This is a genomic window from Paraconexibacter antarcticus, from assembly GCF_024220175.1.
GTDB classification, from domain to species: domain Bacteria; phylum Actinomycetota; class Thermoleophilia; order Solirubrobacterales; family Solirubrobacteraceae; genus Paraconexibacter; species Paraconexibacter antarcticus.
Genome location: NZ_CP098502.1, coordinates 1935731 through 1958983, shown reverse-complemented (window position 1 = coordinate 1958983; position 23253 = coordinate 1935731). Strand labels below are relative to the sequence as shown.

The 23253-nt window shown below is 74.1% G+C and carries 23 protein-coding genes and 1 riboswitch; of the genes, 14 read left to right on the top strand and 9 right to left on the bottom strand.

The window, feature by feature from the left end; genetic code table 11:
• Positions 1-195: 195 nt before the first annotated feature.
• On the bottom strand, positions 196-1299 hold the full coding sequence (locus NBH00_RS09630) for a sigma-70 family RNA polymerase sigma factor (RefSeq protein ID WP_254573123.1): 1104 nt from the start codon (positions 1297-1299) through the stop codon (positions 196-198).
• 286 nt (positions 1300-1585) lie between these two features.
• Between NBH00_RS09630 and NBH00_RS09625 the strand changes: the two genes are divergently transcribed.
• Both NBH00_RS09625 and NBH00_RS09620 read left to right on the top strand, forming a co-directional pair.
• Entirely contained in the window at positions 1586-2230 is a 645-nt protein-coding gene (locus NBH00_RS09625; RefSeq protein ID WP_254573122.1) for a hypothetical protein, read from the top strand.
• A gap of 57 nt (positions 2231-2287) precedes the next feature.
• A riboswitch (cyclic di-AMP (ydaO/yuaA leader) is annotated at positions 2288-2449 on the top strand.
• A 13-nt stretch (positions 2450-2462) separates the two neighbouring features.
• Complete coding sequence (locus NBH00_RS09620) at positions 2463-3212, top strand: septal ring lytic transglycosylase RlpA family protein (RefSeq protein ID WP_254573121.1); 750 nt, start codon at positions 2463-2465, stop codon at positions 3210-3212.
• Here the strand turns inward: NBH00_RS09620 and NBH00_RS09615 are convergent.
• Complete coding sequence (locus NBH00_RS09615; RefSeq protein WP_254573120.1) at positions 3209-4210, bottom strand: nucleotidyl cyclase domain-containing protein; 1002 nt, start codon at positions 4208-4210, stop codon at positions 3209-3211. The two genes, NBH00_RS09620 and NBH00_RS09615, sit on opposite strands and share 4 nt — an antisense overlap.
• Positions 4211-4260: 50 nt before the next feature.
• Between NBH00_RS09615 and NBH00_RS09610 the strand changes: the two genes are divergently transcribed.
• On the top strand, positions 4261-5454 hold the full coding sequence (locus NBH00_RS09610; protein WP_254573119.1) for a molybdopterin molybdotransferase MoeA: 1194 nt from the start codon (positions 4261-4263) through the stop codon (positions 5452-5454).
• 12 nt (positions 5455-5466) lie between these two features.
• Here the strand turns inward: NBH00_RS09610 and NBH00_RS09605 are convergent, their stop codons facing one another.
• A complete protein-coding gene (locus NBH00_RS09605; protein WP_254573118.1) occupies positions 5467-6321 on the bottom strand; it encodes a DICT sensory domain-containing protein in 855 nt (284 codons plus the stop codon).
• Positions 6322-6432: 111 nt separating this feature from the next.
• On the opposite strand from NBH00_RS09605, the gene NBH00_RS09600 reads away from it, so the two are divergent.
• Both NBH00_RS09600 and NBH00_RS09595 read left to right on the top strand, forming a co-directional pair.
• Entirely contained in the window at positions 6433-7359 is a 927-nt protein-coding gene (locus NBH00_RS09600) for an NmrA family NAD(P)-binding protein (protein WP_254573117.1), read from the top strand.
• Positions 7360-7378: 19 nt separating this feature from the next.
• On the top strand, positions 7379-8119 hold the full coding sequence (locus NBH00_RS09595) for a hypothetical protein (RefSeq protein WP_254573116.1): 741 nt from the start codon (positions 7379-7381) through the stop codon (positions 8117-8119).
• 96 nt (positions 8120-8215) lie between these two features.
• Here NBH00_RS09595 and glpX read toward each other — a convergent pair whose 3' ends face one another.
• Genes glpX through NBH00_RS09575 form a run of 4 tightly spaced genes read right to left on the bottom strand, consistent with a single transcriptional unit; the run spans position 8216 to position 11835 of the window.
• The gene (gene glpX / locus NBH00_RS09590; RefSeq protein WP_254573115.1) at positions 8216-9235 is read right to left on the bottom strand and encodes a class II fructose-bisphosphatase; all 1020 of its coding nucleotides are present in this window, start codon (positions 9233-9235) and stop codon (positions 8216-8218) included.
• 54 nt (positions 9236-9289) lie between these two features.
• Positions 9290-9748 carry a hypothetical protein gene (locus NBH00_RS09585; protein ID WP_254573114.1) on the bottom strand — a complete coding sequence of 153 codons (459 nt, stop codon included), beginning with the start codon at positions 9746-9748 and terminating at the stop codon, positions 9290-9292.
• A gap of 23 nt (positions 9749-9771) precedes the next feature.
• Positions 9772-11412, bottom strand: a complete 1641-nt coding sequence (locus NBH00_RS09580; RefSeq protein ID WP_254573113.1) for a hypothetical protein — start codon at positions 11410-11412, stop codon at positions 9772-9774.
• 21 nt (positions 11413-11433) lie between these two features.
• Complete coding sequence (locus NBH00_RS09575) at positions 11434-11835, bottom strand: hypothetical protein (RefSeq protein ID WP_254573112.1); 402 nt, start codon at positions 11833-11835, stop codon at positions 11434-11436.
• Positions 11836-11869: 34 nt separating this feature from the next.
• Between NBH00_RS09575 and NBH00_RS09570 the strand changes: the two genes are divergently transcribed.
• Entirely contained in the window at positions 11870-12808 is a 939-nt protein-coding gene (locus NBH00_RS09570) for an LLM class flavin-dependent oxidoreductase (protein WP_254573111.1), read from the top strand.
• Here NBH00_RS09570 and NBH00_RS09565 read toward each other — a convergent pair.
• The gene (locus tag NBH00_RS09565) at positions 12780-13592 is read right to left on the bottom strand and encodes a helix-turn-helix domain-containing protein (protein WP_254573110.1); all 813 of its coding nucleotides are present in this window, start codon (positions 13590-13592) and stop codon (positions 12780-12782) included. The two genes, NBH00_RS09570 and NBH00_RS09565, sit on opposite strands and share 29 nt — an antisense overlap.
• Positions 13593-13678: 86 nt before the next feature.
• On the opposite strand from NBH00_RS09565, the gene NBH00_RS09560 reads away from it, so the two are divergent.
• The 8 genes from NBH00_RS09560 to NBH00_RS09525 all read left to right on the top strand — a co-directional run bounded on the left by NBH00_RS09560 (position 13679) and on the right by NBH00_RS09525 (position 21849).
• Positions 13679-14041 carry a nuclear transport factor 2 family protein gene (locus NBH00_RS09560; protein ID WP_254573109.1) on the top strand — a complete coding sequence of 121 codons (363 nt, stop codon included), beginning with the start codon at positions 13679-13681 and terminating at the stop codon, positions 14039-14041.
• Positions 14042-14143: 102 nt separating this feature from the next.
• Complete coding sequence (locus NBH00_RS09555; protein WP_254573108.1) at positions 14144-15052, top strand: ROK family protein; 909 nt, start codon at positions 14144-14146, stop codon at positions 15050-15052.
• Positions 15049-15516, top strand: coding sequence for an RpiB/LacA/LacB family sugar-phosphate isomerase (locus NBH00_RS09550; RefSeq protein WP_254573107.1), 468 nt, complete (start codon positions 15049-15051; stop codon positions 15514-15516). The genes NBH00_RS09555 and NBH00_RS09550 overlap by 4 nt, the downstream gene beginning before the upstream one ends.
• Complete coding sequence (gene tal / locus NBH00_RS09545; protein ID WP_254573106.1) at positions 15513-16625, top strand: transaldolase; 1113 nt, start codon at positions 15513-15515, stop codon at positions 16623-16625. Before NBH00_RS09550 ends, tal begins: the two co-directional genes overlap by 4 nt.
• Positions 16622-18292 (top strand): phosphoglucose isomerase-related protein, encoded by a 1671-nt coding sequence (locus NBH00_RS09540; protein WP_254573105.1) that lies wholly within the window; start codon positions 16622-16624, stop codon positions 18290-18292. Before tal ends, NBH00_RS09540 begins: the two co-directional genes overlap by 4 nt.
• 3 nt (positions 18293-18295) lie before the next feature.
• Positions 18296-19240 (top strand): phosphogluconate dehydrogenase (NAD(+)-dependent, decarboxylating), encoded by a 945-nt coding sequence (gene gnd, locus NBH00_RS09535; protein ID WP_254573104.1) that lies wholly within the window; start codon positions 18296-18298, stop codon positions 19238-19240.
• Positions 19237-20751 (top strand): glucose-6-phosphate dehydrogenase, encoded by a 1515-nt coding sequence (zwf, locus tag NBH00_RS09530; protein ID WP_254573103.1) that lies wholly within the window; start codon positions 19237-19239, stop codon positions 20749-20751. Before gnd ends, zwf begins: the two co-directional genes overlap by 4 nt.
• Positions 20752-21849, top strand: a complete 1098-nt coding sequence (locus NBH00_RS09525) for a glucose-6-phosphate dehydrogenase assembly protein OpcA (protein WP_254573102.1) — start codon at positions 20752-20754, stop codon at positions 21847-21849. It abuts the gene before it with no gap.
• Here NBH00_RS09525 and NBH00_RS09520 read toward each other — a convergent pair.
• Positions 21846-23213, bottom strand: a complete 1368-nt coding sequence (locus NBH00_RS09520) for an HNH endonuclease (RefSeq protein WP_254573101.1) — start codon at positions 23211-23213, stop codon at positions 21846-21848. The genes NBH00_RS09525 and NBH00_RS09520 overlap by 4 nt on opposite strands.
• Positions 23214-23253 lie beyond the last annotated feature (40 nt).

Sequence of the window (23253 nt, the reverse complement as noted above, 5' to 3'; positions counted from 1 at the left end):
CGTAGCGCTCGGCTCCGGAGAAACCTTCCCCAGACCATTGGCCACTTTGTCCTGACTCCGCACGAACCTCGGACGACTTGTCCGAAATCCGACCGACTATGTGTCGCGTGGACGCTCGCCGGCGGGACACATCGTCCACGGAACGACGGAGGGCCCCTTTCGGGGCCCTCCGGGACAACCTCGTGCGCGGTCGCGCTAGGCGACGTCGCGAAGCTTCTGCGCCTCGGCCAGCGACTGGAGCTTCTTCAGCGACTGGTTCTCGATCTGGCGGATGCGCTCACGGGTGACGTTGAACGTCCGGCCGACCTCGTCGAGCGTGCGCGGGTGCTCGCCGCCGAGCCCGTAGCGGAGCTCGAGGACGCGGCGCTCGCGGTAGGAGAGGTTCTCCAGCGCCTCGCGCAGCGCCTCCTTCGTGAGGATCTCCGCCGCCCGCTCGTACGGGGACTCGGCGCGCTCGTCGGCGATGAACTGGCCGAACTCCGACTCCTCCTCGTCGCCGACCGGCTTCTCCAGCGAGACCGGGGCCTGCGCGGAGCGCTTGATCGAGTCGACCTCCTCAGGGTCGATGCCGGTGACCTCGGCGATCTCCTCGGCGGTGGGCTCGCGCCCGAGCTCCGTGACGAGCTTGCGCTCGGCGCGACCGATCTTGTTGAGCTTCTCGACCACGTGGACGGGGATGCGGATCGTCCGGGCCTTGTCGGCGAGGGCGCGCGCGATCGCCTGGCGGATCCACCAGGTCGCGTACGTGGAGAACTTGAAGCCCTTGCGGTAGTCGAACTTCTCCGCGGCGCGGACGAGGCCGAGCGTCCCCTCCTGGATGAGGTCGAGGAACGGCAGGCCCTGGTTGCGGTAGTTCTTCGCGATCGAGACGACGAGACGCAGGTTCGACTCGACCATCTTCTGCTTCGCGTCGAGGTCGCCGCGCTCGATGCGCTTGGCGAGGTCGACCTCCTCCTGGGCGGTGAGCAGCCGGACCTTGCCGATGTCCTTCAGGAAGAGCTGAAGCGAGTCGGTCGTCATGTCCGGCTTCAGGTCGAGCGTCGTCTTCGCCTTGCGGCGGCCGCGCTTGTCGGGGGCGCGCTCGACGGACTTCGTCACCTGGGTCGCCGGGTCGATCTCCTCGACGAGCTCGATCTCCGCCTTCTCGAGGAAGCCGTGCAGCTCCTCGACGTCGGACTCGTCGAGATCCAGCTCGGACACCGCCTTGGCGATCTCGGCGAACGTGAGCACGCCGACCTGGGTCCCCCGGTTGAGGAGACCCTTGATCTCTTCCAGTTCCTGCAGTTCCACTACTGACATTGGCGTCCGTTTCGTTTGCCGGGGCGAAGGCTCCCGGACCTACATGGTGCAATACGGCGAGGACGGTCGGGCGGTCTGGCGTACGGCGCCGGACCCGTCCCGAGCGGACCGTCCATGGTAGTCGCTCCGCTGCGGCAAGGCAAAGCGGGCGCGTCCCTCGGTACGGACCTCCTCTGGAGGTACTACGGGATTGTCTCCCGCGGGTTTCAGCCCCCGCGAGGTTTCTTCTCCTCAGACCATCGGTCCCGATCTCGCCTGCCTTGAGGGCTGGTGCGATGATTGACCCGTGAGCGAGACCGAGAAGCCTGGAAACAGCGGGCCGGACGTCATGTCCGGCCTGCCACGGACCCGGCCGCAGCGGCGCAGCACGCGCCGCGCCGGCGCGGCGACCGAGGCAGCCCCGAAGCCCGTCCCCGAGTCGGAGGCGGCGAAGGGCGGGCCCGTCGCCGCCGGGACGAAGCCGAAGCCGGCGGCGCCGGTGAAGGACGCCGCGGGCCCCACCCCCGCCGCGAAGCCCGCGCCGAAGGCCAGGTCGAAGCCCGCCGCGAAGGCGGCGCCGGCCGCCGCCAAGCCGAAGCCCGCCGCCGCCAAGGCGAAGCCGGCGGCCGAGGCGAAGCCCGCCGCCAAGCCGAAGGCCGCCGCCAAGCCCAAGCCCAAGCCGAAGGCCGCCGCCAGGCCGAAGGCACCGGCGAAGGCGAAGGTCGCCCCGATCCCGGCGCCGCCCGAGCGGCCGCTCGACCACCCGGAGCCCGCCACGATGCCGGGCGCGCCGTTCGCCCCGCCGCCGGCGGGCGCGCCGTCCCGCGAGCGGCCCGCGGCGAAGGACGAGGGCGTCGACGTCGTCGGCATGGCCCGCAAGGCGGCGGAGGACGTCGCGCAGGCCGGCGCGGGGGTCGCGAAGGCGATCCTGCGCCGCATCCCGAAGCCCTGAGCCGGGCGTCGCGGGCACCCGCGAGTGACATGACGCCGCTCGCGGGGTAAGCTGCCCCACAAGAAGTCGCCGAACCCCTGTTCGCCAAGCGGACAGGGGACGGGGGAACCACTGCGGTCAGACCCACTGGCCGCCGGGGCGAATCGGCTCATCCGAGCCGTAGCGCTGATCGTTCTGCGCGAGCCCGTCAGCTCACCTCGTAGGCATCCGAGCGAACGACCTGAAGGCCATTGTGATCCGTCCCACCCCTGCGCGACTGCGCGCGGCCTGCGCCGTGACGCTGACGTGCGTCGCCATCCCCACGACCACCGCGGTCGCCGCCGACGGCGGTGCCGGCTTCGGCACGCCGACCGGCGTCCAGCCCGCCCCCGCCACCCAGGCGACGCCGGCGACCGCCGACGGCGGCACGCTGCTCGTCCAGACCGCGTCGATCCTCGGCCGCAGCCTCCACGTCCAGGGGACCATGGCCCACGGGCAGTCCGGCCGCAGGGTCGCCGTGCAGACGCAGCGCAAGGACGGCCGCTGGGTGACCGCGGCCACCGCGACGACGACCTCCGGCGGCAGCTTCGACGCCGTCTGGCGCACCCGCCACATCGGCCGCTTCCCCGTCCGCGCGATCAGCGCGCCGAGCGGGGCCAGCGCCGCCTCGGCCACCGTCACGTCGACCGGCGTCACCGCGGTCACGGTCTACCGCCAGGCGAAGGCCTCCTTCTACGGCCCGGGGTTCTTCGGGAAGAAGACCGCCTGCGGCCAGGTCCTCCAGGAGGACACGCTCGGCGTCGCCAACCGCGGCCTGCCCTGCGGGACGCTCGTGTCCGTCTACTACAACGGGCGCAGCATCACCGTGCCCGTCATCGACCGCGGCCCGTTCGCGAACGGCGCGAGCTGGGACCTCACCTCCGCCACCGCGCAGGCGCTCGGCTTCGACGGCGTCGACACGATCGGGGCCGTGCGGCTGCCGAAGGCCGCCGCGACGAGCTAGGCGATCGGCACGCCGAGCGCCCGGGCGGTGAAGACGCCCTGGTCGGCGTGCTCCAGCAGCGCGTCGGCGTCGGCGCCGTCGTCCGGGAAGACGGCGACGCCGATCGACGCCGTCAGCGGGACGCCGTGCCGCACCGGCGCGTGCGCGCCGACGATCCCGCTCAGGCGCCCGGCGAGCACGCGGGCGGCGTCCGTCCCGGTCCGCGGGGCGATGAGCCACCAGCGGCCGGGCTGCTCGCGCACGAGCACGTCGTCGGGCTCACCGCCCGCGACGAGCGCGTCCTCGAGCGGTGCCAGGACCGGCAGCAGGTCGCCGCCGTCCTCCAGGGCCGCGAGCCGCTCGCGGTCATCGATCTCGATCGCCAGCGCCGTGACCGGGTGGTGGCCCGCCTCGGCGAGGGCCCGGTCGAGCGCCTCACGGTGGGGCGCGTCGGCGCGCAGGTCCTGGGCGACGACGACGCGGCCCGCCGGCTCGGGCGGCACGAGCCGCGGCGCGGTGTGCCGCGGCGGCGCGGGATCGGGAGCGCGCTCCGGCTCCGGCTCCGGCTCGGTCGCGGCGCTCGCCCCGGCGCCGAGCGCGAGGCCGGTCACGAGCGCGCAGACGTGGGCGAGGCGGTCCCCGGTGTCCGCGGCGAGCGCCGCGTCCTCCTCGGTCCGCAGCGCGCGATGGAGCACCGAGCGCAGCGCGTCGATCCCCGCGACGACGTCGGCCGAGGCGGTCGCCCCGGTCAGCGCGCCGGCCCGGGCGGCGAGCACGGCCCCGTCCCCCGTCGCGAGCCGCTCGAGCGCCGCGTCGGAGGCGACGGCCGCGGCCACTGCAACGCACAGGTCCGGAGCCTCGCGGGCGAGGAGCGCCGCGGGGATCCGGGCCACGGCGTGCAGCGGGGTGCGGGCGAGCAGCTCGAGGAGCCAGCCCTTGGCCACGGCGACGCCGTCGACCGCGGGCAGACCGGCGACCGGTCGCGGGCGGCGGCCGTGAGGGGTGGACCGGTCGGGCATCGAGGGATGGATACCAGCCGCCCCCGACGCCTTCCCGTCACAATGGCCCCATGACCGCGACAGCGCTCCTCGACGTCGAGACCGCCCGCGCCCGGGTGCTCGCCGCCGTGGCGCTGCTCCCGGCGCAGACGGTCCCCCTCTCGGCGGCGCTCGGCCGGGTCCTCGTCGCCGACGTGCGCGCGGGCGGCGACGTGCCCCCGTTCACGAACAGCGCGATGGACGGCTTCGCGATCCAGGCGGCTCCGGCCGGGCGGCGGCTGCGGGTCGCGGGCGAGTCGCGGGCGGGCACCCCCTCCCCCGTCGCCGTGACGGGCGACACGGCGGTGCGGATCTCGACCGGCGCGATGCTCCCCGAGGGCGCCGACGCGGTGATCATGGTCGAGCGCACCGACGAGCACGAGGACGGCACCGTCACGCTCGAGGCCGACGTCGCGCCCGGGCAGAACGTCCGCGGCGCCGGCGAGGACATGCGGGCCGGGACGGTCGTCCTGCGCGCCGGGACGACGATCGACGCCGCCGCCGTCGGGATCGCCGCCGGCGCCCACGCCGGCGCGCTCGCCTGCGCGCGGCGGCCCCGCGTCGCGGTGCTCTCGACGGGCGACGAGCTCGTGCCCCCGGGCTCCGCGCTCGGGCCGGGCCAGATCCACAACTCCAACGCGCTGACGCTCGTCGCGCTCGCGACCGAGGCGGGGGGCGAGGCCCTCCTCCCCGTCCACGTGCCGGACAGCGCCGCGGCGACGCGGGCCGCGATCGCGGCCGCGCTGGAGCACGCCGACGTCCTCGTCCTCTCCGGCGGCGTCTCCGTCGGCCCCCACGACCACGTCAAGGGCGCGCTCGAGGCGTGCGGCGTCGACGAGGACTTCTGGCGGGTCGCGCTGCGGCCGGGCAAGCCGACGTGGTTCGGCACCCGGGGTGAGCAGCTCGTCTTCGGCCTCCCCGGCAACCCGGTGAGCGCGATGGTGACCTTCCTCCTCTTCGTACGGCCGGCCCTGCGGGCGCTGCAGGGCGCGGACCCGGCCGCGCGGCGGGTCCAGGCCCCCCTGGCGGAGGCGGTGCCGCGGAACGAGGGCCGCGACGAGCTCGTGCGCATCCACTTCGACGACGCGGGACACGCCGCGCTCACGGGGCCGCAGGGCTCGCACGTCCTCACCTCGATGCGCGGGGCGGACGGCCTCGCGCGCATCCCGGCCGGCCCGGGCGAGCTCGCGGCCGGGACGCCCGTGGAGATCGAGCTGCTGCGCTGACGCCGGGCGGCGTCAGTCGGCCGCGTCGAGGTACGCGACCATCCGGTTCGTCAGCGCCGTGAGGCCGGGCGCGGGGGTGTCGAGCGCGAGCGGCCGGTCCTCGAGGGCGGCCTCGAGCTCGCGGCCGAGCTCCGGGCACGTCTTCGTCGCCAGCCGGGCGGCGGCGACCGCGGCCCGCCGGGTGGCGACCGGGTCGAGCGTCCAGATCGCCTCGAACCGCCGGCTGAGGTCGTCCGGGTCACCGGGCTCGGTGATCCCCGGCACCTCCCAGGCGAGCAGGCAGGCGCAGTACCCGGGCGCGTCGACGATGACCGCCCACTCGTTGCCGAGCTTGTCGTCGGGGCCGATCGGCAGCTCGGCCGGTGCCCCCTCCTCGCGGCGGACGTCGGCGAAGTCGGCGAAGACCGCGGCCGCGTCGGCGTAGCGCGCGATCGAGCGGTAGCGGGCCTCGACGGCCCGGTAGAACGGCTCGTGCTGGAAGGCGCCGAAGAGGACCGGGGTGGCCGCCTGGGCCAGCGCCTCGTGCTCGATGGCGCGGCTGATCGCGACGAGCGTGCCCTTCTTGAGGATCTGCGGGCGGGCGCCGTGCTCGCTCGAGGCGACCGCCGCGTAGATCGACGGCTGCTCGGGCTTGTCGCCGGACTCGGCCGCCCGCTCGATCGCCGCCGGGACCGACAGCCCGCGGTGGCGGTAGGCGACGACGCGGCGCAGCGCCTCGACGTCCCCCTCGCTGTAGACGCGGTAGCCGCCGGCGGTGCGACCGGGCTCGGGGAAGCCGTAGCGCTGCTCCCACATCCTGATCGTGCCGGCGGCGACGCCGGTCTGCGCGGCGACGTCCTTGATCGTGAGAGCGGCGGGTCGGGTCATGAGGGGTGTCCTTCAACAGCGCGTGGAACGATTCCTCGCAGCTTTGTCGGACGTTACGGCCCTGGGAGGTTCATGGCTCATCCTCGTCATCTCCGGGTACGTACCTCCGTCGTGCACCAGAATGCGGACGACCGTCGGACGATCCTGCTCACCGGCGGGACCGGCTACGTCGGGGGCATGCTCGCCCCCGTCCTGCTCGAGCGGGGCCACGCGGTCCGCGCGCTCGTCCGCGACCGCAGCCGCGCGCGTGGCAAGCTGCCCGACGGCGTCGAGCTCGTCGAGGGGGACGTCCTCAGCGGCGACGGCCTCGACGCGGCGCTCGCGGGCGCCGACGTCGCCTACTACCTCGTGCACTCCATGGGGCGCGGCGGGAAGGGCGACTTCGCCGAGAACGACCGCCGTGGGGCGCGGACGTTCGGGGACGCCGTCGCGCGCGCCGGCGTCCCCCGCACGATCTACCTCGGCGGCCTGGAGGGCGCGGGCGAGGGCGAGGAGGAGACCTCCGAGCACCTGCGCAGCCGGCACGAGGTCGCCGAGCTGCTCCGCGAACGCGTCCCGGAGCTCGTCTACGCGCGGGCCGCGATGGTCCTCGGCGCCGGCAGCGCCTCGTTCGAGATCGTCCGCCACCTCGTCACCCGCCTGCCGCTGATGCTCACCCCGAAGTGGGTCGACACCCGCTCGCAGCCGATCGCCATCGGCGACGTCGTCGCGGCCCTCGCCGCGCTGTCGGACCGGCCCTCCGCCCCGCCCGAGGTGCAGCTCGGCGGTGCCGACGTCCTGACCTACCGGGAGATGATGGGGCGCTTCGCCGCCGTCGCGGACCGCAGGCCGCCGCTCATCCTCAAGGTGCCCGTGCTGACCCCGCGGCTGTCGTCGCACTGGGTCGCGCTCTTCACCCCGATCGAGGTCGGGCTCGTCCGGCCCCTCGTCGACGGGCTGAGCGCCGAGACCGTCGTCCGGGAGCCCCCGCCGCCCGGCATCAACGACACCCCGCTCGGGTTCGAGGACGCCGTCCGGGCCGCCCTCGCGAAGGCATAGGCGTCATGATGGACGGGTCATGAAGCCCGCCGCCCTGTTCGCCGCGCTGGCCGCCGTCGTGGCCGGCGTGGTCGCCCTCGTCGTCCGCCTGAAGCCGCATACGGCGGTCATCAAGGGGGCTGTCGTCCACGATCCCACCGACGACACGGGGGTCGGCGCCGACGGTGCCGTCCACTCGATCCAGTCGGCCGACATCGACCTGCCGATCGACGCGTTCGGCGGCCTGTGGACCCCGTCGACGCTCGAGCGGCTCGCCCGGACGTACTGGTCGTTCCTCAGCCGCTGCACGCTCGGCCTCATCCGCGTGGAGTACCGCGACGACGGGCGCGACGTCGTCCTCCTCCGCAGCCCGCTCGTCCTGCTGAGCTTCGGCTGCCCCGAGTACGAGATGAACGCCGAGCGCGGGATCGTCCGCTGGCCGATCGAGAAGGGGCTGCTCGTCGCGCGCCCCGGCCGCGGAGCCGACGGGTACCTCGAGATCGACGTCCGCCGTCGCGGCGAGGTCGGTGACGGCATCGAGCGCGTGAACGTCGAGGTCGAGGTCGCGAACTTCTATCCCCAGATCGCCCACTGGCTCAGCCGGACGGTCTACACGAACACGCAGTCCCGCATCCACGTCCTCGTGACGTACGGCTTCCTCCGCCGGCTCGTCAGCCGCGAGCTCGAGGAGTCGATCACCGGCCGCTACGCCGCGCCGGACACGCTCGAGGAGACCCCGGAGCCCGAGAAGCAGCGGGACCGGGACGCGCGGGCGGCGTAGCCACCCGCGCCGCCCGAACCCGGCGAGGCCTGGAGGGTCCGAGCCCCTGGGCGAGGAACCTCCGACCGAACCTCGGCGCAGCCGAGCGTTCGGCGCTCAGCCGTAGCGCTCGCCGTTGTACTCGCGGAGCTTCTCGCGGTTGTGGGTCGCGACGATGCGGCGCGTCGTGCCCGAGCGCGAGCGCATGACGAGCGACTCCGTCGTCGCCGAGCGGCGGCCCTGGTAGCGGACGCCCTGCAGGACGTCGCCGTCGGTGACGCCGGTCGCGCTGAAGAAGCAGTCGTCGCCGGCGACGAGGTCGTCCTGGGTCATCTGACGGTCGAGGTCGTAGTCGGCGTGCGTCCGGCCGTACTCGACCGCCGCCTGGCGCTCGGCCTCGTCGCGGGGGTACAGGCGGGTGACGATGGCGCCGCCCATGCTCTTCAGCGCGGCCGCCGAGATGACGCCCTCCGGCGTGCCGCCGACGCCCCACAGCAGGTCGACCGGCGAGCGCGGGCTCGCGGCGAGCAGCGCGGCGGAGACGTCGCCGTCGGCGATGAGGCGGATGCGGGCGCCCGCCTCGCGGATCGCGGCGATGCCCTCGTCGTGGCGCGGGCGGTCGAGGACGACGACCGTGAGGTCGCGGATGTCGACGTCGCGGCGGTCGGCGACGAGTCCGAGCGTCTCGCCGATCGGGCGGTCGAGGTCGAGGAGGTCGGCGATGTCGCCGGCGCCCGCGAGCTTCGTCATGTAGACGCACGGGCCGGGGTCGAACATCGCCCCGCGGGGCGCGAGCGCGATGACCGAGAGCGCGGACGGCATGCCCTTCGCGGTGAGCGTCGTGCCCTCGAGCGGGTCGACGGCGATGTCGACGGCCAGGCCGGTGCCGTCGCCGATCTGCTCGCCGTTGTAGAGCATCGGCGCCTCGTCCTTCTCCCCCTCTCCGATGACGACGACGCCGTCCATCGCGACGGTGTCCAGGACGATGCGCATCGCGTCCACGGCGGCCTGGTCGGCGGCGATCTTGTCGCCCATGCCGATCAGTCGGGCGGCGGCCAGGGCGGCGGCCTCGGTCGTGCGGACGAGCTCGAGCGCGATGTTGCGGTCGGGCCGGCCGAGCGAGGGGTTCTCGGTCATCGGTATGGAGATCCTTCGTTGGGGACGGTCCGGGGATTGTCCCCGAACCGCCGCCTACATGACGCCCGGGGGCTTGCGGACGACTTCGCTCTCCTGCTGGCGCATGACGCTGCCGGTGAGCATCATCAAGGCCCCGAGGAAGGAGAGATACCAGCCGATGCGCAGGTTGATCTCGCCCGACGGGTCGCCCGGGCGGTCGATGATGCCGTTGTAGAAGACGAGGCCGATCGTGACGATCGCGATGACCGCCGTCATCTCGCCGCGCGGCCAGCTGAGCTGGTGGTCGCGGAGGATGATGTAGGCGAGGATCAGGGGCGCGATCGCCGCGAGCACGAGCAGGTAGCGGATCGTGTGATGGACCTGCCACCCGCTGTAGCTGCCGATGCCGTCGTGCCCCGCGATGGTCGCGTTGACGCTGACCGACGCGTACCACTTGAGGAAGATGCCGATGAGCAGGGCGAGGCCGCCCGCCACCGCGATGAGCTCCCCCCGGCTGAGCTTGCTGGTGTCCACGCTGGCGACCCTATCCGAACCGCTCAGGCCGGTGCGACCGTGGCGACCGCGCTCGTGAAGGTGGGCGCGGCGGAGGTGCCCGCACCGGGGTGGAGCAGGCCGGCGAGCCCGCCGGCCGGCGCCGCCCCGGCCTCCGGCGGGCTCCAGCGGAAGCGGTAGCGGCCCGGCTCCACGGGGCCCATCGTGGTCGTCACCGTCCCGTCGGCGGCCACGGGCACCGGCTCCCCCACGTCCGTGAACGCGTCGCTGCCGGCCGGCGCGTGCTCGAGCTGGACGGTCGCCCCGGCCCCCGTCGCGGTGGCCGCGCCGCCGGCGACGGGCCGGACGAGGCCCCACGCCCGCGTCCCCGTCAGGACGAACGGCAGCCGGTAGGCGTCGTAGCCCGGCTTGTGGGTGCGGTCGGCGAGCTCGAGGCCGCTCTGGTAGGTGCCCCAGCGCCGCTCGAGCGTCGCCCCGGGCTCGTCGCGCGGCAGGTCGTCGACGAGGAGGAACTGCCCGAGCGCGGCGGTCCGCGGGTCCGCCCGGGTCTGGGCCTCGGCCTCGGCGAGCCACTGCGCCTGCGCCGCCGGGTCCACGCCGCGGACGGGGTCGGGCGGGCGCGTCTGCCAGCCGTACTCCGTCCACCAGTAGGGCAGGCGCGGCGGCAGGAGACCCCGCGCGGCGCCGGCGTCGAGCAGGCGGCCGAGCCGCGCCTCGTCGGCGAGCGTGATGTCCCGGGCGTCCGGGTCGGGCGTCGCCGGCGAGGAGACGATCGAGTACGGATGGTGGCCGTAGCCGGTGACCGCGAGCCGCCGCGACGCGCTGCGCAGGTCGCACGCCTGGTCGCGGGCGGCCTGCCCGGTGAGCGGCGTCAGCGTCGCGGCGTCCAGGCACAGGAGCCCGGCGAGGAACGGGACCGGGCGCAGGCTGCCCGTCGTCGTGCGGCGGTCCACCCCGCGGGGCGCGGTCTCGCCGAGGAGGATCGTGTCGCCGCCGTGCCCGGTCGCCCGCAGCGCGCTGAGCATCGCCTGCGCGAGGCCGCGGTAGATCCGCGGCGCGACGGGGACGAGGCGGCCGTGGCGGTCGCGCTCCCACTGGGGCTGCAGCCCCGCGCCCTGGTTCGGCTCGTTCCAGATCGACCACGCCGACACCCGCGGGATCTCGGCGCCGCCCTGGTTCTCGTCGCGGTGGCGCCCGTCGTAGCGCGTGCCGAGCATCTGCACGAACTGGCGGAAGGCCCTCGCGTCCGGCTTGTACTGGAGGCTCACGAAGCGGCCGTCGCGGCGGCCGGTCGCCCAGGCGGGCGCGCCGCCGGTGACGTTGAAGAGGACCTTCATACCGAGCCGCGCCGCGACGCGGAGAAGGTGGTCGTGGAGGTCGAAGACGATCGGGTCGTACTGCGCCGGGTCCGTGGCGTCGGTGAAGGCGGCGGGCCGGGTGCGGGCGCGGTGGGCGGGGGCGAACGCGCGCCAGGGGACGGTGACGCGGACCATCGTCACCCCGAGCCCGCGGAGCTCGCGGAGCGTCGCGTCGGCCGTCGCGTCGCCGCGGTAGAGGAGGAGGTTGTCGTCCTGGAAGAGCGACTCCTGGGTCGTGGACGCGTCGGCGGCCGGCACGCCGGCGGCCCCGCCGACGGCGGAGAGGAGCCCGGCGAGGAGGGCGATGAGGACGGCGGCGACCGGCATCGGGCGGCCGAGGCTACGGCGTCAGCGGACCGAGCGCGCCACCCGCAGGAGCGCCGCGAGCTCCCACGGGCCCTGGCCGGTGAGCCGGAGATGCAGGCCCTCCGCGGCCCACGTCACCTGGACGACCGGGCGCAGCGACGGCTGCGCCTCGGCGAGCGGCGCGCGGGCGATCGTCCACCCCGCCTCCGTCGTCGTCCGCTCGGCCCCGGGCCCGAGCTGGTCCGGCGGCGGCAACGGCCCGGCGAAGAGCGCGAGCCGTCCCGGCGCCTGCGCCCGGCTGTCGTCGAGGTTCCATTCGACCTCGGCGCCGCCGTCGACCGCGCGGACCTCGACCCAGCGCGGGAGCGGCAGCGGCTCGGCGGGCAGCGGGAACGGCCGCCCGAGCAGGGCGTCGGCGGCGGCGATGCCCTCGAGCGGCTCCACGCGCGCACCGTACCGACCCGGGTAGGTTCGCCCCATGCCCGACCTGCGCTGGGGCCTGACCGTCCCGTTCACCGGCGTCCCGCTCGCCCACCACGCCGACCTCTACCGCACCGCGGAGGCGGCCGGCTTCGACGACCTCTGGACCGGCGAGACCGCCGGACCGGACGGCTTCACCCCGCTCGCGCTCGCGGCCGCGGTGACCGACCGCGTCCGCCTCGGCACCGGGATCGTCAACCCGTTCACGCGCGGGCCGGCCGTCCTCGCCCAGCACGCCGCGGCCCTCGCCGACGCCTCGGAGGGGCGCTTCGTCCTCGGCCTGGGCTCCTCGTCGAACGTCATCGTGGAGCGCTGGAACGGCGTCCCGTTCGTCAAGCCGCTGTCGAAGGTCCGCGAGGCCGTCGAGCAGCTGCGCCCGGTCCTCGCGGGCGAGCGGGGGCTCGGTGGCTTCAAGCTCGAGACCAGACCCGAGCACGAGATCCCGATCGTCCTCGCCGCACTGCGGGGCAAGATGCTCGGCCTCGCCGCCGAGGTCGCCGACGGCGCGTTCACGAACTGGCTGCCGGTGAGCGGGGCCCGCCAGGTCGCCGACGCGTTCGGCGCGCCGGACAAGGAGCTCGTCTGCCGCTTCTTCTGCATCCCGAAGCCCGCCGACGAGGCGATGGGCCTCGCGAAGTGGATGTTCTGCGCCTACGGGACGGTCCCCGTCTACACCGAGTTCTTCCGCTGGCTCGGGTTCGCCGAGCAGATCGACCCCGTCGCGGCGGCGTGGCACGGCGGCGACCGCGCGAAGGCCCTCGAGCTCGTCGACGAGGACCTCATGCACGAGATCTTCCTGTTCGGCGACGAGGCCGCGATGGGCGAGCGGCTCGCCGAGTTCCACGCGGGCGGCATCACGACGTTCGTCCTCACGGCGATCACCGAGCCCGCCGACCTGCCGCGGATGATCACGGCGCTGGCGGCAGCGCGGCCCTGAGGGCGGCCGCGGTCGCCGCGTCCGCCGGCAGGAACGTCTCCACCGCGAGCTCGGCGAGGGTCACGTCGGTCGCGGTGCCGAACGTCGTCACGGTCGAGAGGAACGTGAGCTCGCCGCCGTCCGCCCGCAGCCGCAGCGGGACGAAGAGGTCCGCGTGCTCCTCGTGCGCGCTCGCGTCCTCCCCGCCGGGCAGCGCGAGCAGCTCGGCGTGCAGCGCGGCGAGCGCCGGGTCGCCGGTCTGCTGCGCCTGGCGCCCGAGCCGGTGCAGGACGTGCCCGCGCCACTGCGCGAGGTTCACGATCCGCGGCGCGAGGCCGTCCGGGTGCAGGCTGAGCCGCAGGACGTTCACCGGCGGCGCGACGAGCTCCCCGGTCAGGCCGGCGAGCAGGAACCCCACCCCGCGGTTCGCCGCGACGAGGCCCCAGTGGCGGTCGACCGCGAGCGCCGGCGCCGGGTCGTGCGCCGCGAGCAGCCGGTCCAGGGCCGTGCGCACCGGGTTGCCCTCGCCGAGCTGCGCCTCGTCGAGGTCCGCCTGCCCGTAGACCGGCGCGAACCCGCCGGCCAGCAGCAGCCGGTTGCGCTCGCGCAGGGGGACGTCGAGCCGCTCGGCGAGCTGCAGGATCATCTCGGCGCTCGGCCGCGCCCGTCCCGTCTCCACGAACGACACGTGCCGCGCCGAGACCCCGGCCTCCAGCGCGAGCGCCATCTGGCTCAGCCGCCGCCGGACCCGCCAGTCCCTGAGCAGGTCCCCCACGCGCCGCCCCGTCACCGCGGTCTCGGTCATGGCCGGACCGTATCGCCGGCCCGGAGGCCCGGCGCTTACCTCGCAGGTCATCGACGCGACGGCCGCCGCGAGCGATCTTCCGGCCCATGACCGACATCACGACCCTCGTCGACACCTACCTGCAGACCTGGAACGAGACCGACGACGCCGCCCGGCGCGCCCTCGTCACCCGCGTCTTCGCCGCCGACGCCGACTACCTCGACCCCCAGATGGCGGGGACCGGCACGGACGGCATCGACGCGATGATCGCGGGCGTCCAGGCGCAGTTCCCGGGCCACCGCTTCACCCTCGCCTCGGGCCCCGACGCCCACCACGACCGCGTCCGCTTCAGCTGGCACCTCGGGCCGGAGGGCGGCGACCCGATCGCCCTCGGCATCGACTTCGCGACGCTCGACGCGGACGGCCGGATGCGCAGCGTCACGGGCTTCCTGGAGCCGGTGCGCGCCTGAAGCTCGCGGAATCCTCACGAGATCGGAGCCCGAGGTGTCTAGGATCGAAGTACGGGTATCCCATCTCACATCGGAGCATCGTTGGCGCAGCGCTGCATAGGAGTGGACATCGGCGGCACGAAGGTCGCCACCGCCGTCCTGGACGGCGCGGACCTGTCCACCCCGAACGAGGTGCGGACGGAGACCGGGAGCACCGACGCGCTGCTCGATCAGCTCACGCAGGCGATCACCGAGGCCGCCGACGGCGACCGCGACGCGCTGGTCGGCATCGGCGCGCCGTCGGTCATCGACTTCGCCACGGGGACGGCCCGGTCGTCCGTCAACGTCCCGCTGAAGGACGTCCCGCTGCGCAAGGTCCTCGGCGACCGCACCGGCCTGGAGGTCGTCGTCGACAACGACGCGACCGTCGCAGCGCTCGCGGAGGCGACGGACGACCGGACCGGCGAGGTCGTCGTCGACGTCCTCGCCATGCTCACCGTCGGCACCGGCGTCGGCGGCGGGGTCATCATCGGCGGTCGCATCTTCCGCGGCGCGACCGGCGCGGCCCCCGAGCTCGGCCACCTCATCGTCGCCGCCGACCTCACCGACGGCGCCCCCGCCGGGCAGCCGACCTTCCCCCAGCCCGCCTCGCTCGAGGCCCACGCGGCCGGCCGGGTCCTCGACGGGCTCGCGCACGCCCGGGGCTACGCGGACGGGCGCGCGGCCCTCGCCGCGGCGCAGGAGGGCCACGCCGACGCGATCGAGGCGTTCCGCATCCTCGGCAGCCGCCTCGGCGTCGGCATCGCGAACCTCATCAACGCCTTCGACCCGAACGAGGTCGTCGTCGGCGGCGGCGTCTCGGCGGCCGGCGATCTGCTGCTGCAGCCCGCCATCGCCGCCGCGTGGCCGCTCGTCCTCCCCGGCATCGGGACCGCGACGACGATCCGGATCGCCCGCCACCACGGCAGCGCCGGCGTGCGCGGGGCCGCGCTGCTCGCCCGCACCGAGCTCGGCGCGAGGTCCCGCGCATGAGGATCGCCGTCGCCTTCGACCACGCCGGCGTCCCGCTCCGCGACGCGATCCTCGCCGCCGTCACCGCCGCCGGCCACGAGGCCGACGAGCTCGGCACCTGGGACGACTACCCCGTCGCCGCGCTCGCCGCCGCCTCCGCGATCCTCGATCGCACGCACGAGCGCGCGATCGTCGTCTGCGGCAGCGGCGCCGGCATCGCGGTCGCCGCGACGAAGGTCCGCGGCATCCGTGCCGCCTGCTGCCACGACACCTACTCGGCGGCGCAGTGCGTTCAGCACGACGACGTGAACGTCCTCTGCCTCGGCGCGCGGGTCATCGGCCCCGCGCTCGCCGACGCGCTCGTCACCGCCTTCGCCGGCGCGACCTTCAGCGGGGAGGAGCGCCACGTCCGGCGCCTCGCCCAGGTCGCCGCGATCGAATCCTCCCCGCCGCCCGCCCCCACCACACCAGGAGCCCCCTCATGAGCCAGACCGACACCACCGTGAACGCCCACCTCGACGCCATCACGAAGGCCGGGACCTCGGTGTGGCTCGACCAGATCAGCCGTGGTCTCATCGAGACCGGAGAGCTCGAGTCGATGGCCCACGAGTACTCGCTCCGCGGCCTGACCTCGAACCCCGCGATCTTCGAGAAGGCGATCCTCGGCGTCGAGGAGTACGACGAGCAGCTCGCCGAGCTCGCCAAGGAGGGCAAGGACGCGCGGGAGATCTACCAGGGGCTCGCGATCAAGGACGTGCAGGACGCGGCCGACATCCTGCGCCCGGTCTTCGACGCGTCCGGCGGCACCGACGGGTTCGTCTCCTTCGAGGTCGACCCGGACCTCGCCGAGGACGCGGACAAGACGATCGCGCAGGCCCGGGAGTACTGGCAGCGGGTGGACCGCCCGAACCTCATGATCAAGATCCCGGGGACCCCGGCCGGCCTCGGCCCGATCGAGACGGCGATCTCGGAGGGCATCAACGTCAACGTCACGCTGCTGTTCTCGGTCGACGCGTACGCCGACGTGGCGGAGGCGTACATCAAGGGCCTCGAGAAGCGTCACGCCGCGGGCGAGTCGCTCGACGTGCAGTCGGTCGCCTCGTTCTTCGTCTCCCGCGTCGACAGCGAGGTCGACAAGCGCCTGGAGGCCCTCGGCCACGAGGCGCTCGCCGGGAAGGCCGGGCTCGCGAACGCCCGCGCGGCGTACCGCAGATACAAGGAGATCTTCCACGGTGAGCGGTTCGCCGAGCTGAAGGCGGCCGGCGCGCCGGTGCAGCGCCCGCTGTGGGCCTCGACGGGGACGAAGAACCCCGCCTACTCCGACGTCCTCTACGTCGACGGGCTCATCGGCCCGGAGACGGTGAACACGATGCCGATGGCGACGCTCAAGGCGGCCGCCGACCACGGGTCGGTCAGCCCCGACGGGCCGACGGTCGAGCTCGACCCGACGCACGACCTGAACGCGCTCGCCGGCGCCGGCATCGACATGGACGACGTCACCGCGAAGCTCCTCACCGACGGCATCGCCGCGTTCGTCACCCCGATGGAGTCGCTCCTCGAGGGCATCGAGAAGAAGCGCGGCGAGCTCGCATGACGGCGGTCCCCGAGACGCTCACGGCCCACCTCCCGGACGGCGTCGCCGAGGCGGTCGACGCGCGCCTGCTCGTCGCCGCCGAGGACGACATCGTCGCCCGCATCTGGCGACGCGACGACACGGTCTGGGGGCCGGCGGGGCAGCCCGAGGTCGCCGACCGGCTCGGCTGGCTCGACATCGCCGACCGGCTGCTGCCCGAGGCGGACGACCTGATCGCGTTCGCGGACGAGGTCCGCGACGCCGGCATCCTCGACGTCGTGCTCCTCGGCATGGGCGGCAGCTCGCTGGCCCCCGAGGTCCTGCGCCGGACGTTCGGCTTCCAGGCCGGGTACCCGCACCTGCACGTCCTCGACTCGACCGACGCCCAGGCCGTGCTCGACGTCGAGGCGGTCACCGACCCCGACACGACGCTCTACGTCGTCGCCACGAAGTCGGGCGGGACGATCGAGACGCTCAGCGCCTTCGCCCACTTCCACGCCCTGCAGCCGGACGGCACGCACTTCGTCGCCATCACCGACCCCGGGTCCAAGCTCGTCGACCTCGCGACGGAGCACGGCTTCCGGCGCACCTTCCTCAACGACCCCGACATCGGCGGGCGCTACAGCGCGCTGTCGTACTTCGGGCTCGTGCCCGGCGCGCTCATGGGCGCGAACATCCGGGGATTGCTCCAGGGCGCGGGCATCGCGGCCGCGGCGGCCCGCCCGATCGACACCCGGGTCGAGCACGCCGCCTTGTGGCTCGGCGCGGCCCTCGGTGAGCTCTCGGCCCGCGGGCGCGACAAGCTCACCTTCCTCATCGACGAGCCGCTGCAGTCCTTCGGCCTGTGGGTCGAGCAGCTCGTCGCCGAGTCGACCGGCAAGACGAACGAGCACCCCGAGCACGGGGAGAACGCCGTCGGGATCCTCCCGGTCGCCGACGAGCCGCTCGGCGCCGTCGCCGGCTACGGGCAGGACCGCGTGTTCGTCCACCTCGAGCGCAGCGACGGCGAGCCGTCCGAGGGCGACCTCGCCCGCGCCGCGCTCATGACCGAGCTCGCCGCGGCGGGCCACGCGACGATCACGACGAGGTTCTCGCCCGCGTCCCTCGCCGAGGACCTCGGCGGCCTCTTCTTCACCGCCGAGTTCGCGACGGCCGTCGCCGGGTGGGTCCTCGGGATCAACCCGTTCGACCAGCCGAACGTGCAGGAGGCGAAGGACAACACGGCCAAGGCGCTGGAGGCGCGCACGCCCGCGCAGCCGGACGCGCACGACCACGAGCTGCAGGAGCTGCTCGCGGCCGCCGGCCCGCCGTCGTACGTCGCGATCATGGCCTACGTCGCCCCGTCGGAGCAGTTCGACGCGGCGATCGCCGAGCTCCGCGCGGCGATCCGCGACGCGACGCAGGCGACGACGACGTTCGGCTACGGGCCGCGCTTCCTGCACTCGACCGGGCAGCTCCACAAGGGCGGGCCCAAGCACGGCCGCTTCCTCCAGCTCGTGCACGGCGCGGCGGCCGGCGTCGAGATCCCCGGGCAGGACTACGACTTCGAGACGCTCAAGGCCGCGCAGGCCATCGGCGACCTCGAGACCCTCCGCCATCACGGCCTCCCCGCCGAGCGCGTGACGCTCGGGGAGGACCCGGTGGCCGCCGTCAAGCACCTGACCACCCGCGTACAAGGACTCCTCTAAGACATGGCGCAGATCGGCTTCGTCGGCCTCGGCCGGATGGGCGGCAACATGGTCGCCCGCATCAAGCGCGACTCGGACCACGACGTCGTCGCCTTCGACCCGTCCAAGGAGGCGCGCGCGAAGGCGAAGGAGGCCGGCGCGCGGCCGGCGACGTCGCTCGCCGACCTCGTGAAGAAGCTCGACGCCCCCCGCACGGTGTGGCTCATGGTCCCGTCCGGGCAGATCACGCAGGACGCGGTCGACAAGCTCGCGAAGCTCCTCGAGAAGGGCGACACGATCATCGACGGCGGCAACTCGCGCTGGACCGACGACAAGGCGCGGGCGGCGGCGCTGAAGCCGCTCGGGATCGACTACATGGACGTCGGCACGAGCGGCGGCGTGTGGGGCCTCGAGGTCGGCTACTGCATGATGGTCGGCGGCCCCGCGGCCTCCGTGAAGCGCGTCGCGCCGATCCTCGATGTCCTCGCCCCGCCGAAGACCGAGCAGCACGGCCCGGGCTGGAACCACTTCGGCCCGGTCGGCGCCGGCCACTACGTGAAGATGGTCCACAACGGGATCGAGTACGGGATGATGCAGGCGTACGCGGAGGGGTTCTCGCTCTTCGACGCCTCCGAGTACGACATCGACAACGCGAAGGTCGCGCACCTGTGGATGCAGGGCTCGGTCGTCCGCTCCTGGCTCTGCGAGCTCGCGGCGAAGGCGTTCGACGAGGAGGGCAACGCCCTCGACGAGATCGCACCGTTCGTCGAGGACTCCGGCGAGGGCCGCTGGACCGTCGAGGACGCGATCGACAAGCGCATCCCGATGCCGGTCATCACCGCCTCGCTGTACGAGCGCTTCTCCTCGCGCGGGCAGAACGCGTTCGCGGCCAAGGTCAACGCCGCGCTGCGCAACCAGTTCGGCGGGCACGCGATCACGAAGGCCGTCAAGAAGACGAAGCCCTCATGAGCGAGGCCCCGGAGAACCCCCTCGCCAAGGGGCTCGAGCGGCTGCCGGTCCACCCCACCGTCCTCGTCATCTTCGGCGCCACGGGCGACCTCGCGAAGCGCAAGCTCCTCCCCGCGCTCTACAACCTCGCGCACGAGGGCGCGCTTCCCGAGCGGTTCCACCTCATCGGCGTCTCGCGCCGGGAGAAGGCGCACGAGGACTTCGCGGCCGAGGCGGCGGAGGCGATCCGCTCGTTCTCGCGGCGCGAGCCGGACGAGAAGGTGCTCGAGGCGCTGCTCGCGGAGGCGAAGTACGTCCCGGGGACGTTCGACGACGAGTCGGTCTACCGCGGTCTGAAGGAGCAGCTCGACGCGTTCGACGAGGCCGCCGGCCAGCCGCTGAACCGGGCCTTCTACCTCTCGACGGCGCCGGAGTTCTTCCCCGTCATCGTCGAGGCCCTCGGGAACGAGGAGCTCACGAAGGCCGCGGGCGAGCGCGAGGTCCGCGTCATCATCGAGAAGCCGTTCGGCACGACGCTCGCCGAGGCGCAGGACCTCAACCAGCGCGTGCTGTCGGTCCTCGACGAGTCGCAGGTCTTCCGGATCGACCACTACCTCGGCAAGGAGACCGTCCAGAACATGCTGGCGTTCCGGTTCGCGAACTCGATGTTCGAGCCGCTGTTCAACCGGAACTTCATCGACAACGTCCAGATCACCGCGTCGGAGGACATCGGGATCGGGACGCGGGCGGGCTACTACGACCACGCGGGCGCGCTGCGCGACCTCGTCCAGAACCACATGCTCCAGCTGCTCACGCTGCTGTGCATGGAGCCGCCGGTCGACTTCTCGGCCGACGAGGTGCGCTCGGAGAAGGTGAAGGTCCTCCACTCGATCCGGCCGCCGCACCGCGACGCGACGTTCCGCGCGCGGTACGGCCCCGGCACGGCTGCGGGCGAGGACGTCCCCGGGTACCTGCAGGAGGACGGCGTCCCCGCGGACTCGCACACGGAGACGTACGCGGCGCTGCGCCTGCACGTCGAGAACTGGCGCTGGGCCGGGGTCCCGTTCTACCTGCGGACCGGCAAGCGCCTGGCGCGGAAGGTCACCGAGATCGCGGTGACGTTCAAACCCGTCCCCCACCTCGCGTTCGGCAGCGAGGGGTCGGTCGGCGTCAAGCCCAACCAGCTCATCTTCACGATGCAGCCGAACGAGGGCGTGTCCATGTCGCTCGGCGCGAAGATCCCCGGCACCCGCATGCGCATCCGGCCGGTGAACATGGAGTTCCTCTACGGGACGGCGTTCATGTCGCAGTCGCCCGAGGCGTACGAGCGGCTCATCATGGACGCGATGCGCGGGGACGCGACGCTCTTCACGCGCAACGACGAGGTCGAGGCGCAGTGGCGCATCATCGACCCGGTCGTCCGCCGCTGGGAGGACGAGGCCGAGACGCTCGTCGAGTACCCGTCCGGCTCGCAGGGGCCGCCGGAGGCGAACGAGCTGCTCCTCGGCGACGACGAGTGGCGGGCGATCTGAATGGCGGCCCCGCCCGCCGCGATGATGGACGGGGTCTGGCGCGAGCGCGACACGTCGCCGGCCGCGATCGAGGCGGCGATCCGGCGGCTGCTCGGCGAGGCGCACGCCGCGAACAGCGCGTACGTCCCCGCGCGCGTCATGAACCTCGTGTGCATCGTCGACAAGCAGTGGAGCGGCGAGATCGCGAACCGGCTGCGGCGTGTCGGGCGGCTGCATCCGTCGCGGACCGTCGTCGTCGAGGTCGAGCCCAGGCGCACGACGCTCGACGCGGTGGCGACCGTCGCGGGCCCGGCGGAGACGAAGCCCGGCGATTTCGCCGTCCTCCGCGAGACGGTCATCGTCACCTGCGGCCCCCAGCACCTCGCGCACGTCGACACGATCGTCGACCCGCTCGTCGTCACCGACCTGTCGACGATGGTGTGGGCGCCGCACGGCCACGACGAGGCCGTCGACGCCCTGCGTCACCTCAGCCAGATCGTCCTGCTCGACTCGGTCGCGGACCCGGACGTCGACGAGGCGCTCCAGCGGGCGAGCGACCTGTCGGACGAGCTCTACGTCGTCGACCTCGCGTGGCTGCGCTCGACGCCGTGGCGCGAGCGGATCGCGGCGACGTTCGACCCGGCGCCCGTGCGCGGCGACCTGAAGCTGCTGAGCGGACTCCAGATCCGCCACCACCCGGACTCCGCCGCAGCCGCGCTGCTGGTCGTCGGCTGGCTCGGCTCCCGGCTCGGCTGGGAGCTCTCCCCGCTCGTCACGCGGGCGGGCAACGGCGCCACCCGCAGCGGGACCGCCCACGGCAAGCGCCAGGACGTGAAGGTCAAGCTCGTCGCCGACCCGTCGATGTCGGTCCCGGGGCTCGCCGGCGTGACGCTCGAGTCCGCCTCGGGCCGCACGCTGCGCTTCGACCGCGGAGAGGGCGGCCTGCGCGCGCACTACCGGCGGACGGTCCGCGGCGGCGCAGACGTCGAGCGCGAGTGGACGGTCCTCGGCGCGTCCCGCGGTGAGTCGGGCATCCTCGGCGAGGGCATCCGGCAGGCGCTGCTGCGCGACCCGACGTACGGGCCGGCGCTCGAGGCGGCGCTCGTGCTGGCGGGTTAGCGGCCGCCCGGATCGGGCGGCCGCTCCGTCCAGGCCAGGAGGGCGTCGACCGCCAGGCCGAGGTCCCAGGGGGCGCCGGCGGACTTCGGGTAGAGCGCTTGCGGGTCGCCGGGCGGGAGCTTCCCCGTGGCCGTGGGGTCCGGGCACGGGGGCGACGGCACGGCGGGGACGTGGTGGCCGTCCGGCGCGAGCGCGTCGACGGAGCGCATGTCCGGGGTGACGATGAGCTGCCAGCCGCCCTCGTGGACGAGCTGATGGTGGTGCCGGCAGAGCAGGACGAGGTTCTTCAGCTCCGTGTGGCCGCCGTGGGCCCAGTGCTCGATGTGGTGGGCGTGCAGCCAGCGCCGGCGCACGCATCCCGGGAAGCGGCAGCCGTCGTCGCGCACGGCGAGCGCGCGGCGGATCGCCGGCGGGATCGACCGGGTCCGGCGCCCGACCGAGAGCACCTCCCCCTCCGCCCCGCGGACGACCGGCACGATGCCGGCGTCGCAGCACAGGCGACGCACCGTCTCGGCGGCGAGCGGCGGGCCCGCCTCGACCTCGCAGATGCGGTCGCGCGTTCCCGCGGGAACGTCCGCCGGGTGGGGGTCCGTCAGGGTCGCGGCGTCGACGTGGACGGTGACCTGCACGGCACCGGGCGCCAGGCGCGGCGCGGTCTCGCCGTCGGTGATCGTCGTGTGGCCGGTGGCGGCCTGCGCGAGCGCGACGAGGGCGTCGGCGCGCAGCGCGCCGGCCGGGACGGGCTCGGGCCGGGGGCTCGCGTCGGTGATGGCGTCGTTGCCGGCCGCGGCGACCGGCCAGCGCAGGAGCTCCTCGGCCGCGAGGACCGCCGCCATGACGGTCGCACCGAGCTCGGCCGGCAGGCGGCCGTTGATGTGGAGCGTGCCGTCGGAGTCGGTGAACAGCTCGAGGCAGCGGTCGGCGTAGGCGTCGGCCGCGTCCTCGCGGGTGACCGACCGGAAGGCCCGGACGATGCGCTCGAGCTGCGCCGCGTTGGCGTGCCGCGCGAGCTCGACGAGCTCGGCCTCGTCCTTGATCGCCTCGACCCGGGTCAGCGCGCGGGCCTTGGCGTACGAGAGCTCCCCCGCGGCGAAGGCCGCGCCGACGAGCGGCAGCTCCTGAAGGCGCCGGGCGACGCGGACGTGCTCCCGCGCCGTGCCCGGGGCGACGCCGCAGCGCCACGAGACCCACGCCGCGCAGGACGAGGCACCGGCCGCGGCCCAGCCGAGCCGCTCGTCGAACTCCGCGATCAGGCCGAGCCAGCGACAGGTCGCCGCGCTGATGTGGGCCGCGAGGGACGCGATCTCGTCTCCGAGCGCCTCGACGCTCGCTGCCTCGGCCTCTGCTTCCTTGCTCGTGCGCACGAACGCATGTTCGCATGACGGTAGGACGGATTTGTCGGAC